Source organism: Caulobacter sp. FW305-C-30-S16 (genome assembly GCF_058783025.1).
Genome location: NZ_JBYSYH010000001.1, coordinates 726,642 through 741,772 on the forward strand (window position 1 = coordinate 726,642; position 15,131 = coordinate 741,772).

Here is a 15,131-nt window from a genome sequence, read left to right on the forward strand (position 1 = left end):
GGACGGGCCGGTGGGGCCTTCCGTGCGAGTCCGTCATGCCCGATGGTCTGCTCAATTCGCAGATTGGTGAATTTAGCAATCAACAGCGTCCGCTAACGGACCGGCTTATCGACTTCGGTCGTAGCGACGCCATTTGGGAGGGCGGAATCAATGAAGACCATGTGGAAGAGCGTACTGCTGGCCGGCGCGGCCTGGACCGCGATGAGCGGCGTGTCGATGGCCCAGGAGTCGGGCGCGGACGATACCACGGTCGGCGAGATCGTGGTCACCGCCCGTCGCACCGAGGAGCGCCTGCAGGACGTCCCCGCCGCTGTCACGGCTTTCGACGAAAAGGCGCTTGAGCGCGTTCAGGCGACCGACGTGACGGGCCTGACCGGATCGGTGCCGAACCTGGTGCTCGGCCAGGGCCGCGGCTCGTCCAACGCCACCAACATCTTCATTCGCGGCATCGGCCAGCCCGACGCGCTGCAGACCTTCGATCCGGCCGTCGGCGTCTATGTCGACGACGTCTACTACAGCCGTATCCGCGGCACGCAGTTTGACCTGTTCGATATCGAGCGCATCGAAGTCCTGCGCGGACCGCAGGGAACGCTCTACGGCAAGAACACCATCGGTGGCGCGCTGAAGGTGGTTACGCGCCGTCCGGGCGACGAGTACCGCGCCAACGTGGCCCTCGCCTACGGCAGCTACAACCAGACCGAAGCCCGGGGCTCGATCTCCGGCCCGATCAGCGACACGGTGTCGGTCGGCGTCTCCGGCCTGGTGGCGCGGCGCGACGGCTACGTCACCGACCCGGTGACCAAGGCCGAGTACAACGACAAGGACACGATGGCGATCCGCGGCCAGCTCAGCTGGACGCCGACCGACACGGTCCGGGTTGACCTGTCGGCGGACTACAGCCGCGACGACGCGGCCATGACGGTCGGCCAGCCGACCAGCACGCTCTCGACGCTCTTCGGCGTGCCGCTGATCGTCGTCACCAACCCGCCGGCCGCGTACGACTTCAAGACCCGCACGACCCCGGGCCTGCCCAACTCGACCAAGCTGACCCACTACGGCTACGCCGCGAACATCTCCTGGGAGCTGTCGGACTCGCTGACGCTCAAGTCGATCACCGCCTACCGCAATCTCGAAACCGACGACTACATCGACATCGACGCGACCCATCTCGAACTGGGCGACGTGTTTGTCGGCGTCGATCAGGATCAGACCAGCCAGGAGTTCCAGCTGGCCTATGACGCCGGCGGTCCGCTGTCCGTCGTCGCCGGCCTGTTCTGGATGCAGGAGAACATCACCTCGCATCAGGAAGCTTTCGCCGATGACCTGCTCGGCGGCGGCATCACCTTCCGCCGCACCGTGGATGACGACCTGGAGACCACCAGCAAGGCGCTCTACGTCAACGCCACCTACGCCCTGACCGACACCGTCAATCTCTCGGGCGGCCTGCGCTACACCGAGGAAGAGAAGACCTACTCGCGGACGACCTCGACCTTCTCGTCGAACGCCCTGTTCGGCGCGAACCCCGCCTTCGCCTTCTCGGGCCTCAACGAGTCCTGGGATAATGTCTCGCCGATGGTTTCGCTGGACTGGAAGCCGTCCGATACCATCATGGCCTATGTCCGCTACTCGAAGGGCTTCAAGTCCGGCGGCTTCAACGGCCGGGCCAACAACCCCGGCGAACAGGCGCCCTACAATCCCGAAGAGGTGACCAGCCTTGAGGCCGGCGTGAAGTCGACCTTCCTCGAGCGTCGCGTGCTGGCGAACTTCACCGTCTTCCACAACGACTACCAGGACTTCCAGGCGCGCGTCTCCGGCACCGTCACCGATCCCGGCACCGGCCTGCCGAGCCCGGAACTGACGGTCATCAACGCCGGCGCCATGGTCATCGAGGGCGCCGAGCTCGAACTGATCGTCGTGCCGGTCAGCGGCCTGCGTCTGGATGCCCAGATCGGCGTGCTGGACGCCCGCTACGACGACTTCGACGACGTGCGCTTTGTGGCCACGGGCGGCAGCCGCGCCTTCCAGGAGCCGGCCTTCGCGCCGCGCTGGACGGCCCGCTACGGCGCCCAGTACGAGTGGAACCTGGGCGACACGGGCTACCTGACGCTCGGCGGCCAGACCCGCTATCGCTCGGAAATGGCCCTGGCCATCGACAACACGCCGACCAACAGCAAGGTTCGTCTGCCCGGCATGTGGGATGACAACCACTGGATCATGGACGCCCGTCTGGTCTGGGAGAGCGTCGACCGCCGCTTCTCCGCCGGCGTCTACGGCCAGAACATCGGCGATGAGCTCTACAAGACCGACGCCCAGGAGTTCTCCTCGGTCGGCGGCATCCGGACCGCCTACTACGGCGCCCCCCGGACCTGGACCTTCCGCCTGACCGCCAAGTACTAGGCCAGGCCTCAAGTCCGATTCCATCGGAGCGGCGGCGACCTTCCCGGGTCGCCGCCGTTCTCACTTGTATGGCCGCCCGGAGCGGCAAGACCGGCGCGCGTTTGGGCCGAAACGGGGCCGCCTTCCCCGCTCAGGCGTCGCTTCGCAGGATGTTTTTCCTTACCCGCCACATCGGGTTGCGCGTGCGGCAAGGCGGCGACTATAAACCGCGCGACCCGCGCCTGCGGGACCCTTTCCCCGCATCCGCGAGACCCCAATAGCGCGATGAATATTCACGAGCACCAGGCCAAGGCCGTTCTGGCCGAATTCGGCGTCCCCGTTCCGCGCGGCTTCGCCGCCTTTACTCCCGATGAAGCCGCCAAGGCCGCCGAGACGCTCGGCACGCCCGTCTTCGTCGTGAAGAGCCAGATCCACGCCGGCGGGCGCGGCAAGGGCAAGTTCGAAGGGCTGGCCCCCGACGCCAAGGGCGGCGTCCGCGTCGTCAAGTCGGTCGCCGAGGTTCGCAGCAACGCCGAGGAAATGCTCGGCCGCGTGCTGGTGACCCACCAGACCGGTCCCAAGGGCAAGCAGGTCAACCGCCTCTACATCGAAGAGGGCGCGGCCATCGCCAAGGAATTCTACCTCTCCCTGCTGGTCGACCGGCAGTCGAGCATGGTCTCGGTGGTCGCCTCGACAGAGGGCGGCATGGACATCGAGGAGGTCGCGCACGACACCCCCGAGAAGATCCACACCTTCTCCATCGACCCCGCCACCGGCGTCTGGCCGACCCACCAGCGCGCACTGGCCAAGGCGCTCGGCCTGACCGGCGGTCTGGCCAAGGAAGCGGCCTCGCTGCTGACGCAGCTCTATACGGCGTTCCTGGCCAAGGACATGGCGATGCTGGAGGTGAACCCCCTCATCGTCACCGCCGACGATCACCTGCGCGTCCTCGACGCCAAGGTCTCGTTCGACGGCAACAGCCTCTACCGCCACCCCGACATCAAGGCCCTGCGCGACGAGACCGAGGAAGACTCCAAGGAAATCGAAGCCAGCAAGCATGACCTCGCCTACATCGCCCTCGACGGCGAAATCGGCTGCATGGTCAACGGCGCGGGCCTCGCCATGGCGACCATGGACATCATCAAGCTGTACGGCGCCGAGCCGGCCAACTTCCTCGATGTCGGCGGCGGCGCCTCGAAGGAAAAGGTCATCGCGGCCTTCAAGATCATCACGGCCGATCCGGCGGTGAAGGGCATCCTGGTCAACATCTTCGGTGGCATCATGCGCTGCGACATCATCGCCGAGGGCGTGGTGGCTGCGGTCAAGGAAGTCGGGCTGAAGGTTCCGCTGGTCGTGCGCCTCGAAGGCACCAACGTCGAGCTGGGCAAGAAAATCATCAACGAAAGCGGCCTGAACGTCATCGCCGCCAACGATCTCAGTGACGGCGCGGAGAAGATCGTCGCCGCCGTGAAGGGTGCTCGCTAGATGTCGGTTCTCATCGGTTCCAACACCAAGGTCATCTGCCAGGGCGTCACCGGCGCCCAGGGCACCTTCCACACCGAACAGGCCATCGCCTACGGCACGAAAATGGTCGGCGGCGTGACGCCGGGCAAGGGCGGTACGGTCCACGTCGGCCTGCCGATGTTCGACACGGTCGGCGAAGCCAAGGACGCCACCGGCGCCGACGCCTCGGTGATCTACGTCCCGCCGCCCTTCGCGGCCGACGCCATCCTGGAAGCCATCGACGCGCAGATCGGCCTGATCGTCTGCATCACCGAGGGCATCCCGGTGCTCGACATGGTCAAGGTGAAGAAGGCCCTGCAAGGCAGCAAGTCGCGCCTGATCGGTCCGAACTGCCCGGGCGTGCTGACGCCGGGCGAGTGCAAGATCGGCATCATGCCGGGCGGCATCTTCTCCAAGGGCTCGGTCGGCGTGGTCTCGCGCTCCGGCACCCTGACCTATGAGGCGGTGTTCCAGACGACCAACGCGGGCCTCGGCCAGACGACGGCAGTCGGCATCGGCGGCGACCCGGTCAAGGGCACCGAGTTCATCGACGTGCTCGAGCTGTTCCTCGCCGACGAAGCCACCAAGTCGATCGTCATGATCGGCGAGATCGGCGGCGCGGCCGAGGAAGACGCGGCCCAGTTCCTGATCGATGAAGCCAAGCGCGGCCGCAAGAAGCCGATGGTCGGCTTCATCGCCGGCCGCACGGCGCCTCCGGGCCGTCACATGGGCCACGCCGGCGCCATCGTGTCGGGCGGCAAGGGCGGCGCCGAGGACAAGATCGCGGCGATGGAAGCCGCTGGCATCCGCGTGTCGCCTTCGCCCGCGCGGCTCGGCGAGACGCTGCTGGAAGTCCTCAAGGGCTGACGAATCGAAGGCGCCCTTCGGGGCGCCTGCGGCGCTATTCAGGGGAGGGGGCTGGTCGTGAGACCGGCCCCCTTCGTCCTTCCAGGATTGCGGGGCCTCCGATTTGGGGACGAAAGTCGCCCGATATTGCGGCCTGCATCGAAAAAACACCCCCCACGGGAATTTCGCGGGTCCCCGCGGAGTTAACAGAGACTATATACCCCCGCAGATACACAGCCCTGACCCCGGGGGCTGAAGGCGCGAGACCGATGGCGGACGACGCAGGCATCATCAATCAGGTTCTGACCGAAACCTCCTTCCTGTACGGCGGCAACGCCGCCTTCGTGGAAGATCTCCACGCCCGCTGGGCGGAAAACCCGTCCTCGGTCGACCCCTCCTGGCAGGCCTTCTTCGCCTCGCTGGCCGACCGCGACGAGGCCATCAGGGCCGCCGCCGCCAAACCCTCCTGGACCAGCAATCCGACTCCCGCCGCGCGGCCTGACTGGCTGTCGGCGCTCGACGGCCTGTGGCCGGCGGTCGAGGCCAAGCTGGGCAAGACCATCGAGGCCCGCGCGCCCGCCGCGCCGGCGGCCGATGTCCGCGCCGCCACGCTGGACTCCCTGCGCGCCATCATGATGATCCGGAACTACCGGATGCGCGGCCATCTGCGGGCCAACCTCGATCCGCTGGGCATCGCCATGCCGCCGGGCGACGCCACCGAGCTTGACCCGACGACCTACGGCTTCACCGAGGCCGACTACGACCGCCCGATCTTCCTCGACTACGTGCTTGGCCTCGAAACCTCGACCCTGCGCGAGATCCTCGCCATCGTCCGTCGCACCTACTGCGGCGCGGTCGGCGTGCAGTACATGCACATCTCCAATCCGCAGGAGAAGGGCTGGCTGCAGGAGCGCATCGAGGGGCGCGACAAGGAGATCGTCTTCACGCCCCAGGGCAAGGTGGCGATCCTCAAGAAGCTGATCGAGGCCGAGGGCTTCGAGAAGTTCCTCCACCGCCGGTTCCCGGGCACCAAGCGCTTCGGCCTGGACGGCGGCGAGGCGGCCATTCCGGCGCTCGAACAGATCATCAAGCGCGGCGGCGCGCTGGGCGTGAAGGACATCGTCCTGGGCATGCCGCACCGCGGCCGCCTGAACGTCCTGGCCGCCGTGATGGGCAAGCCCTATCGCGTCATCTTCCACGAGTTCCAGGGCGGCACGTCGCTGCCGTCGGACATCGAGGGCTCGGGCGACGTCAAATATCACATGGGCGCCTCGTCGGACCGCTCGTTCGACGACAACAACGTCCACCTGTCGCTGACCGCCAACCCCAGCCACCTCGAGATCGTCAACCCGGTGGTGCTCGGCAAGGCGCGGGCGAAGCAGGCCTTCACCCTGCGCGAGACGCCGGACGCGGGCCGCACGCATGTGCTGCCGTTGCTGATGCACGGCGACGCGGCGTTCGCCGGCCAGGGCGTGGTGGCGGAGTGTTTCACCCTGTCCGGCCTGCGCGGGTTCCGCACCGGCGGCACGGTCCACTTCATCGTCAACAACCAGATCGGCTTCACCACCGACCCGCGCTACTCGCGCACCAGCCCCTATCCGTCGGATGTGGCGCTGATGGTCGAGGCGCCGATCTTCCACGCCAACGGCGACGACCCCGAGGCGGTGGTCTACGCCGCCAAGGTGGCCACCGAGTACCGCCAGAAGTTCGGCAAGGACGTGGTCGTCGACATGTTCTGCTACCGGCGCTTCGGTCACAACGAGGGGGATGACCCCACGATGACCCAGCCGCTGATGTACGCGAAGATCAAGGATCACCCCTCGACCCGCGAGCTCTACGCCCGTCGGCTGATCGCCGAGGGCGTGGCGACCGAAGAGGATATCGCGGGCTGGGTCGCCGAGTTCGACGCCTTCCTCGAGGCGGAGTTCGAGGCCGGCAAGACCTACAAGGCCGACAAGGCCGACTGGCTCGACGGCAAGTGGGCGGGCCTGACCCTGCCCGGCGACGAGGAGCGTCGCGGCCAGACCGGCGTATCGCTGCAGAAGCTGGTCGATCTGGGACGGGCGATCACCACGGTCCCCGAGCGGATCGACGCTCACAAGACCGTCCGCCGCGTCATCGACGGCCGCCGCGCCGCCATCGACAGCGGGGAAGGGCTGGACTGGGGCACGGCCGAGCATCTGGCCTTCGCCACCCTGCTGGACGAGGGCATCCCGGTGCGCCTCAGCGGACAGGACAGCGTGCGCGGCACCTTCACCCAGCGCCACTGCGACCTGATCGACCAGACCACCGAGGAGCACTACACCTTCCTCAACAACATCCGGCCCGGTCAGGCGAACTTCGAGGTCATCGACTCGGCGCTGTCCGAGGAAGCGGTGCTCGGCTTCGAGTACGGCTTCAGCCTCGCCGATCCCAACACGCTGACGCTCTGGGAAGCCCAGTTCGGCGACTTCGTGAACGGCGCCCAGGTGGTCATCGACCAGTTCATCAGCTCGGGCGAACGCAAGTGGCTGCGGATGAGCGGCCTCGTCATGCTGCTGCCGCACGGCTACGAGGGCCAGGGTCCGGAGCACAGCTCCGCCCGCCTCGAGCGCTTCCTGCAGTCCTGCGCCGAGGACAACATGCAGGTCCTCAACTGCTCGACGCCCGCCAACTACTTCCACGCCCTGCGCCGGCAGATGCACCGCGAGTTCCGCAAGCCGCTGGTGGTGATGACGCCCAAGAGCCTGCTGCGGCACAAGAAGGCGGTCAGCAACCTGTCCGATCTGGCCGAGGGTTCGTCCTTCCACCGCGTGATGGTCGACGGGGCCGAGGCCGGCTGCGACGTCGGCGGCGTGACCCTGCAGCCCGACGACAAGATCAACCGCGTGATCATCTGCTCGGGCAAGGTCTACTTCGACCTGGTCGACGCGCGGGCCAAGGCCGGCCGCGACGACGTCTACATCCTGCGCCTGGAACAGTTTTACCCCTGGCCGATGAAGTCGGTGATGCAGGTGATGGCCCGCTTCGCCAACGCTGAGCTGGTCTGGTGCCAGGAAGAGCCCAAGAACATGGGCGGCTGGACCTTCGTCGATCCTTGGCTGGAGCTGACCCTTGATCGCCTGTCGATCAAGGCCAAACGCGCCCGCTACGTCGGCCGCCCGGCCTCCGCCTCGACCGCCGCCGGCCAGATGAGCCGGCACCAGCGGGAACTCGAGACCTTCCTCGCCGAAGCCTTCGCCTGACGCCTGCAAGCCCGCCCCGACTGACCTGTACGAGATACGAAAGACCTGACCATGGCCGACATCATGACTCCCGCCCTGGGCGAATCCGTCACGGAAGCAACGGTGGCCCGCTGGACGAAAAAGCCCGGCGACGCGGTCAGGAAGGACGAGATCCTCGTCGAGCTTGAAACCGACAAGGTCAGCCTGGAAGTCGCCTCCCCGACCGACGGCGTGCTGGAATCGATCGCCGCGCCCGATGGTGAGACGGTGACGCCGGGCGCCCTGCTGGGCGTGGTCGCCGCCGGCGCCGCAGCCGCGCCGTCCGCACCGAAGCCCGCCGCGGCCGCCCCGGCTCCTGCCCCTGCCGCGCCGGCCCCCGCGCCGGCCACCGCCCCTGCGCCGGCCGCCGTGGCTGCGCCGCTCGCCCCCTCGGTCCAGCGCATCGTGACCGAGACCGGTCTGAACCCCGCCGCCGTCGCCGGGACTGGCAAGGACGGCCGCATCACCAAGGGCGACGCCCTGGCCGCGCTGGAAACCCGCGCCGCCGCACCTGCGCCGGTCGCCGCCCCTGTCGCGCCCCGCGCCCTTCACGAGCGCGAGGAGCGGGTGAAGATGACCCGGCTGCGCCAGACGATCGCGCGCCGGCTGAAGGAAGCCCAGAACAACGCCGCCATGCTGACGACCTTCAACGAGGTCGACATGAGCGCGGTGATGGCCCTGCGGAACCAGTACAAGGACAGCTTCGAGAAGAAGCACGGCGTGAAGCTCGGCTTCATGAGCTTCTTCGTGAAGGCCTGCGTCGCGGCCCTTCAGGCGGTTCCTGACGTTAATGCCGAGATCGACGGCACGGATATCGTCTACAAGAACCACTACGACATCGGCATCGCCGTCGGCACCGAGAAGGGCCTGGTGGTCCCGGTCGTCCGCGACGCCGAGGCCATGGGTCTGGCCGAGATCGAAAAGGCCATCGGCGCCCTCGGCAAGAAGGCCCGCGACGGCCATCTGGCCATCGAGGACATGCAAGGCGGCACCTTCTCGATCACCAACGGCGGCATCTACGGCTCGCTGATGTCGACCCCGATCCTCAACGCGCCGCAGTCGGGCATTCTGGGCATGCACGCGATCAAGGACCGGGCGATGGTCGTGAACGGCCAGGTCGTGGTCCGTCCGATGATGTACCTGGCCCTCAGCTACGACCACCGCGTCGTCGACGGTCAGGGCGCGGTGACCTTCCTGGTCAAGGTCAAGGAAGCCATCGAGGATCCGCAACGCCTGTTGCTGGACGTCTGATCACGCGCCATGCTCTCCGCTGAAAGCGGGGTGGCATGGCTCTGGTCGAGGTCCAACGGTTCGCGTCGCTGCCCGAGGCGCATATCGCCGCCGGCATGCTGCGCTCGGCCGGGATCGACGCGACTGTCTGCGACACCCACTACGGGGCCGTCTTCTGGATGGAACAACAGGCCCTGGGCGGCTTTCGGCTGACCGCGCCTGAAGACGACGTCCAGGATGCCCGCGCCTTGCTGCGCCACAACGCCCGTACGCCAGAGCCTGACGACGAGCCTCCCGTGGAGACGCCGCCCGCCCGAATGGCGCTGGCTGCGGTGCTGTTCCTGTTCGGCGGCGCGGCGGGCAGCTACCTGGCGCTGGCCCGCAAGCGCTCGGGCTCGCTGATTGGCGAGTCCGGGGCGGGCGCGCTGCTCGCCCTGGCGATCCTGCTGATCGCGGGCGGCGGCGGCGCGGTGCTGTTCGTCGCGCTCAACCTGCTGATTTTCGATCCGCCGTAGCCGCCTGCATGAGGGGGTCTTCTTGAACCAGAACAATCCGATCATCGACGGGCCTCCGCCAGGCAACTGGCAGCGCCTTATCGACGCCTGGCGCGCGATCAGCGCGCGGCTCCGCCGCGCCGATACAGAACGCCCCGCGGCGAAGGCGCCAAAGGTCCGCGCAAAGGCGCCGCCCGAGGAGCTCGCGGCCGCAGCCGAGGTCAAGGCCTTCGAGCAGGTGCATGGCAAGCCTATGCTCTGGATGGCGCCGTTCTTCCTGCTCTTCGCCTTCGTCTTCGCGTTCCCGCACGCGGCGAAGGTCCTGTCGCCCGAGGCGCCGAGAGCCGTGATCGACGCCTTTGTGGGCCGCCTGCCTGAACAACTGTCGCCCCTGTCGGCGATGATGGCCGGCTGGCTGTGGCTGCCCTGGTTCGTCGCCCTGCCCGCCCTGCTGATGCGCCTGCGCGCGGCCTGGACGACCCGCAACGCCATCATGGATGCCGTGGGCTGGTCGATGGCGGCGCTCGTTATCGAGGGCGGCGCCTGGCTCTATTTCGGCCGCAAGGCGCTCGAGAGCGCCGGCGCGGCTGAGCGCACCGGCGCCTGGCAGCTGCTGGTGGCGGAGTTCATCTTCCTGTTTCTGGTGGCAACCATCCTGGGACCGCATACGCCCAGGCCGCGGTACTTCAACCAGCACATGAGATGACCGTGATCGAGGCGGATGCCCGGCCGAGGGCGCGGCCCTTGCCACCCTTCTGAAGGTAGAGGCCGCGGTGCTGTTCGGGCTGTTCTGCCTGCTGGCGTCGACCGGCCGGAAAAAGCTCGGGGAGGCCGACGCCCAATTCAACGGGGCTGACCGAAGGGCCGCCATGGACGACGCGCTTCTCGCAGGACTCGGCTGGTTCGCCCGGGCGGTGGGCCTGTTCTATCTCGTGGGCGGACTGTTCGCCCTGCGGGCCTGGCGGATGAACGCGTTCCTCGACGACGCCATCGCCCGGATCAGCCTCGAGGCGACAGACCCCGCTGAACGCACCCGCGGCCTGGCGATGCTCATCGCCAGCGGGCTGACCGCGCTCAGCGGCCTTCTGCTGATCTTCCTGCTGAAGGCGGCCGTCGCGGCCTTCCTGCTCAACGCCGCCTCGCAGGCCGCCTACCTCGTCTGGGCGCGCAACGCCCTGCCGCCGGAGGACGAGTCCGACGCCCTCGGGCGACGCCGCACGACCAACGCCTTCATCACCTGGCTGGTCATGACAGGGCTTGTGCTGCTGCTTTTTGAGCGGGGCGTGTTGACCTGACGGGGCGGCGCCTTAAACCGCCTCGCGCAAGGGGCGAGCAAGCCCCATATGTTGTGCGCACAATCAACAGGCGGCTCCATCCATGGCCCAATACGACGTCGTCATCATCGGGGGCGGCCCCGGCGGCTACAACGCGGCGATCCGCGCCGGCCAGTTGGGCCTCAAGGTCGCTGTCGTGGAGGGTCGTGAGACCCTCGGCGGCACCTGCCTGAACGTCGGCTGCATGCCGTCCAAGGCCCTGCTGCACGCGTCCGAGCTCTACGCCGCCGCCGCCGGCCCTGAATTCGCCACCCTGGGCATCGAGGTGAAGCCGAAGCTGAACCTGCCGCAGATGATGGCCCAGAAGACCGAGAGCGTGACGGCCCTGACCAAGGGCATCGAGTTCCTGTTCAAGAAGAACAAGGTCGAGTGGATCAAGGGCTGGGGTCGTATCGACGGGCCCGGCAAGGTGGTCGTGAAGGCCGTCGACGGCGCCGAGACGACGCTGGAGGCGAAGAACATCCTCATCGCCACCGGTTCGGAGCCGACGCCGCTGCCCGGCGTGACGGTCGACAACAAGCGCATCGTCGATTCCACCGGCGCCCTGTCGCTGCCGGAAGTGCCCGGGCACCTGGTCGTCATCGGCGCCGGCGTGATCGGCCTGGAGCTGGGCAGCGTCTGGCGCCGGCTCGGCGCGGAGGTGACGGTGGTCGAGTATCTCGACCGCGTCTGCCCGGGCATGGACGAGGAAACCGCCAAGACCTTCCAGCGCGCGCTGACCAAGCAGGGCTTCAAGTTCCAGCTGGGCCAGAAGGTCACCGGCGCCGTGGCCAGCGCCAGCGGCGTGGAGATCACCATGGAGCCGGTCAAGGGCGGCGAGCCCCAGACCCTGGCGGCCAACTATGTGCTCGTGGCCATCGGCCGCCGGCCGTTCACGCAGGGCCTCGGCCTGGAGACAGTCGGTATCACGCCCGACAAGCGCGGCGTGATCGCCAACGATCACTTCAAGACCGGCGTCGGCGGCGTCTGGGTGGTCGGCGACGTGACCAGCGGCCCGATGCTGGCGCACAAGGCCGAGGACGAGGGCGTCGCCTGTATCGAGCTGATCGCGGGCAAGGCCGGCCATGTGAACTACGACCTGATCCCCGGCGTCATCTACACCGCCCCGGAAGTGGCCACGGTCGGCAAGACCGAGGAAGAGCTCAAGGCCGCGGGAGTCGCCTACAAGGTCGGCAAGTTCCCCTTCACCGCCAACAGCCGGGCCAAGATCAACCACGAGGGCGAGGGCTTCGTGAAGGTGCTGGCGGACGCGAAGACCGACCGCATCCTCGGCGTCCACATGATCGGCCCCAACGTCGGCGACATGATCGCCGAATACTGCGTGGCCATGGAGTTCTCCGCCTCGTCCGAGGACGTCGCCCGCACCTGCCACCCCCACCCGACCCGCTCCGAGGCCCTGCGCCAGGCGGCCATGGGGGTCGAGGGATGGACGATGCAGGCGTAGGGGCCGGCAGCGCAGCTCTGCTGCGGTCCGGATGCAATACGCCCTGAAGGCCTTGATGGAATGGTCCGCTCCGGACGGGCCCTTGCTCAAGGACCGCTTCGCGGCCGCGCAGCGGCGACCCCGCAGGGGTCGTCCTTGACCAAGGTCCCGCCGGAGCAAGAATGCTCATCAAGACATCAGGACGTTCTCTGCCGCGAGGGGTGCGAGCTCATTAAGCCCGCGGATGCGCCTTCCCGTAGGCCGCCAGGAGCCCTGCCGCATCGACCGCGGTGTACTTCTGCGTCGTCGAGAGCGACGCGTGGCCCAGCAGCTCCTGGATCGAGCGCAGGTCGGCGCCGGCGCCCAGCAGATGGGTGGCGAAGCTGTGACGCAGGGCGTGGGGCGTGGCGCGGTCTGACAGGCCCAGGCGCCCGCGCAGCAGCTGCATCGTTGCCTGGACGTGACGCGGGCTCAGCGGCCCTCCACGGGCGGCCCTGAACAGCGGCTCGTCAGGATCCAGCGCGAAGGGCAGGGCGGCCAGGTAGGCGTCGACCGCCTCCCGCACTGCCGGCAGGACCGGCGCGATCCGCGTCTTTGAGCCCTTGCCCAACACCCGCAGGCTCTCGCCCAGCGGCGCGTCCGACCGCTTCAGCGACAGCGCCTCGCTGATCCGCAGGCCGCAGCCCCACAGCAGGGTCAGCACCGCCTCGTCGCGCAGGGCCGCCCAGCCCTCGCGCTCGGGATCACAGGCGGCCTCTTCGATCAGCCCGCGCGCCTGGTCCTCGGTGACGGGACGCGGCGCCGAGGGCCGGACCTTTGGCCCCTTCACCAGCGCCAGGGCCGCATTGGGAACGCCCAGCCGCCGGTCCAGGAAGCCGTGGAACGACCGCACGGCCGACAACGCCTGCGACACCGAGCGCGCCGACAGCGGCCGCTCCCCGTCCCGTCGATGGGCGAGATAGGCGCGCAGCTCGGCCGCCGTGATCGTTCCGGTGTCGGCGCGCGACAGGGTCTCGCCGCGATGCTGCTCAAGAAAGGCGAGGTACGGCGAGACGGCGCCCAGATAGGCCTCGATCGTCCGTGGCGAGACCCGGCGCTCGTTGGCCAGATGGTCCAGCCATTGGGACATGGCGTCTCGGGCTGTCGTCATCTTTTCCTTCTCCCATGCGGAGAAGGAGGGGCCCACGACCGAAGGGTGTGGGAGGTTGAGGGGGTAAGGCGGCGCGGGCGTAACCCCTCACCCTCCCGCCGGCTGGGCCGTCGGGCCCCTCCCTCTCCCTCTGGAAGAGGGCAGCAAATCACAGCACCGGCCATCGCTCGGCCGTCCGTTCCACGACCCGCGCCAGGAAGGCCACCAGTTCGGCGCCCATGTCGGCGGTGAAGCCCTTTTCGTCATGCGAGCCGAACGCCAGCACGCCCTGGCGGCCCGGCTCCCAGATCGCGATCCGGACCATGGCCATGGAGCGCACATTCTCGGCCCGGTCGCCGAACAGCCCCAGCGCCGGCGCATGGAAACCCATCCGCGCCAGCCGCTGCGGACCCAGAATCAGGTCGGTCTGACCCTCGACCAGCTCGTACCAGCCGGCCGGGGTGCGGCCCGTCCCCTCGATGGCGATGGTCGCCGCGACCAGACCGAAGCGCAGGCTGGCCAGGTCATCGACCCGGCGGGCGAGGTCGGAGTGATTGCGGGACTCCAGAATATCGATGACCGCCGCGTGCGTCTGGGCCTGGGCGGAGAAATTGGCCCGCGCCATGGCCTCCAGCTTGCGGCGTACGGTCGTCTCGCGCTTGTGGGCGGCGCTCACGCGGGCCAGCGCCGCCGGGCCGAAGTCGACCAGATTGGCCGCATCGACCCGCAGGCCGAGGTCCGCCAGCAGTTCGGCGTCGTCGCGGATCAGCTCGGGATGGGATCGCAGCACCCGGCGCAGGTCGTCCGCCGCCGATTCCGTCTGCCTGGCCGTGCTCATGGTCATCTCCCGTCCGATCGGGAGACGCTAGCGCCGACCTCCTACCAATCCGTTCAGAGGATCGACTGGCCCGTCTTCGCCCAGTCGGCCATGAACTGTTCCAGGCCCTTGTCGGTCAGCGGGTGCTTGAACAGCGCCTCGAAGGTGGCCGGCGGGATGGTCGCGCAGTCCGAGCCGGCGATCGCCGCTTCCGCGACGTGCGCCGGGGTGCGGATCGAGGCGGCGAGGATTTCGGTGTCATAGCCGTAGTTGTCGTAGATCGCCCGGATCTCGCGGATCAGCTCCATGCCGTCGGCGCCGTGGTCGTCGAGCCGGCCGATGAACGGCGAGATGTAGGACGCGCCGGCCTTGGCGGCGAGCAAGGCCTGGGCGGCGGAGAAGCAAAGCGTGACGTTGGTCTGGATGCCCTCGACCGCGAATTCAGCGGTGGCGATCAGGCCGTTGCGGGTCAGCGGCACCTTCACCACGACGTTCGTGGCGATGGCGGCCAGCTTGCGCCCCTCGGCCAGCATGCCCTCGACGTCCATCGCGGCAACTTCGGCGCTGACAGGCCCCTCGACGAGACCGCATATCTCGGCGATGACCTCCGCCATGGGCCGACCGGACTTGGCGATCAGCGTAGGATTGGTGGTGACGCCATCCACCAGTCCGGTGGTGGCGAGGTCCTTGAGGACGGCGGTGTCTGTGGTGTCGAGGAAGAGTTGCATGGACGGGGT

12 protein-coding genes are annotated in these 15,131 nt (G+C 68.1%); 9 read left to right on the plus strand and 3 right to left on the minus strand.

The window, feature by feature from the left end; translation table 11 throughout:
- Nucleotides 1–150: 150 nt before the first annotated feature.
- The 9 genes from AC3WJT_RS03545 (at nt 151) to lpdA (ending at nt 12,469) form a co-directional block, all read left to right on the plus strand.
- Nucleotides 151–2,397 (plus strand): TonB-dependent receptor, encoded by a 2,247-nt coding sequence (locus AC3WJT_RS03545; RefSeq protein ID WP_492341683.1) that lies wholly within the window; start codon nt 151–153, stop codon nt 2,395–2,397.
- Between the two features lie 264 nt (nt 2,398–2,661).
- Nucleotides 2,662–3,861 carry an ADP-forming succinate--CoA ligase subunit beta gene (gene sucC, locus AC3WJT_RS03550; RefSeq protein ID WP_492341684.1) on the plus strand — a complete coding sequence of 400 codons (1,200 nt, stop codon included), beginning with the start codon at nt 2,662–2,664 and terminating at the stop codon, nt 3,859–3,861.
- Nucleotides 3,862–4,746: a succinate--CoA ligase subunit alpha gene (sucD, locus tag AC3WJT_RS03555; protein WP_492341685.1), complete on the plus strand. Its 885-nt coding sequence runs from the start codon at nt 3,862–3,864 to the stop codon at nt 4,744–4,746. It begins immediately after the preceding gene.
- Between the two features lie 248 nt (nt 4,747–4,994).
- Complete coding sequence (locus tag AC3WJT_RS03560; protein WP_492341686.1) at nt 4,995–7,949, plus strand: 2-oxoglutarate dehydrogenase E1 component; 2,955 nt, start codon at nt 4,995–4,997, stop codon at nt 7,947–7,949.
- Nucleotides 7,950–8,000: 51 nt separating this feature from the next.
- Complete coding sequence (gene odhB / locus AC3WJT_RS03565; RefSeq protein ID WP_492341687.1) at nt 8,001–9,218, plus strand: 2-oxoglutarate dehydrogenase complex dihydrolipoyllysine-residue succinyltransferase; 1,218 nt, start codon at nt 8,001–8,003, stop codon at nt 9,216–9,218.
- A gap of 35 nt (nt 9,219–9,253) precedes the next feature.
- Complete coding sequence (locus AC3WJT_RS03570) at nt 9,254–9,712, plus strand: putative signal transducing protein (protein ID WP_492341688.1); 459 nt, start codon at nt 9,254–9,256, stop codon at nt 9,710–9,712.
- 22 nt (nt 9,713–9,734) lie between these two features.
- Nucleotides 9,735–10,397, plus strand: coding sequence for a hypothetical protein (locus AC3WJT_RS03575; protein WP_492341689.1), 663 nt, complete (start codon nt 9,735–9,737; stop codon nt 10,395–10,397).
- 67 nt (nt 10,398–10,464) lie between these two features.
- A complete protein-coding gene (locus AC3WJT_RS03580) occupies nt 10,465–10,986 on the plus strand; it encodes a hypothetical protein (RefSeq protein ID WP_492341690.1) in 522 nt (173 codons plus the stop codon).
- Nucleotides 10,987–11,068: 82 nt separating this feature from the next.
- Nucleotides 11,069–12,469, plus strand: coding sequence for a dihydrolipoyl dehydrogenase (lpdA, locus tag AC3WJT_RS03585; RefSeq protein WP_492341691.1), 1,401 nt, complete (start codon nt 11,069–11,071; stop codon nt 12,467–12,469).
- A 211-nt stretch (nt 12,470–12,680) separates the two neighbouring features.
- Here lpdA and AC3WJT_RS03590 read toward each other — a convergent pair whose 3' ends face one another.
- The 3 genes from AC3WJT_RS03590 to fsa form a co-directional block, all read right to left on the minus strand.
- Nucleotides 12,681–13,598 (minus strand): tyrosine recombinase XerC, encoded by a 918-nt coding sequence (locus tag AC3WJT_RS03590; protein WP_492341692.1) that lies wholly within the window; start codon nt 13,596–13,598, stop codon nt 12,681–12,683.
- Between the two features lie 148 nt (nt 13,599–13,746).
- A complete protein-coding gene (locus tag AC3WJT_RS03595; RefSeq protein WP_492341693.1) occupies nt 13,747–14,415 on the minus strand; it encodes a DUF484 family protein in 669 nt (222 codons plus the stop codon).
- Nucleotides 14,416–14,468: 53 nt separating this feature from the next.
- Entirely contained in the window at nt 14,469–15,122 is a 654-nt protein-coding gene (fsa, locus tag AC3WJT_RS03600; protein ID WP_492341694.1) for a fructose-6-phosphate aldolase, read from the minus strand.
- Nucleotides 15,123–15,131 lie beyond the last annotated feature (9 nt).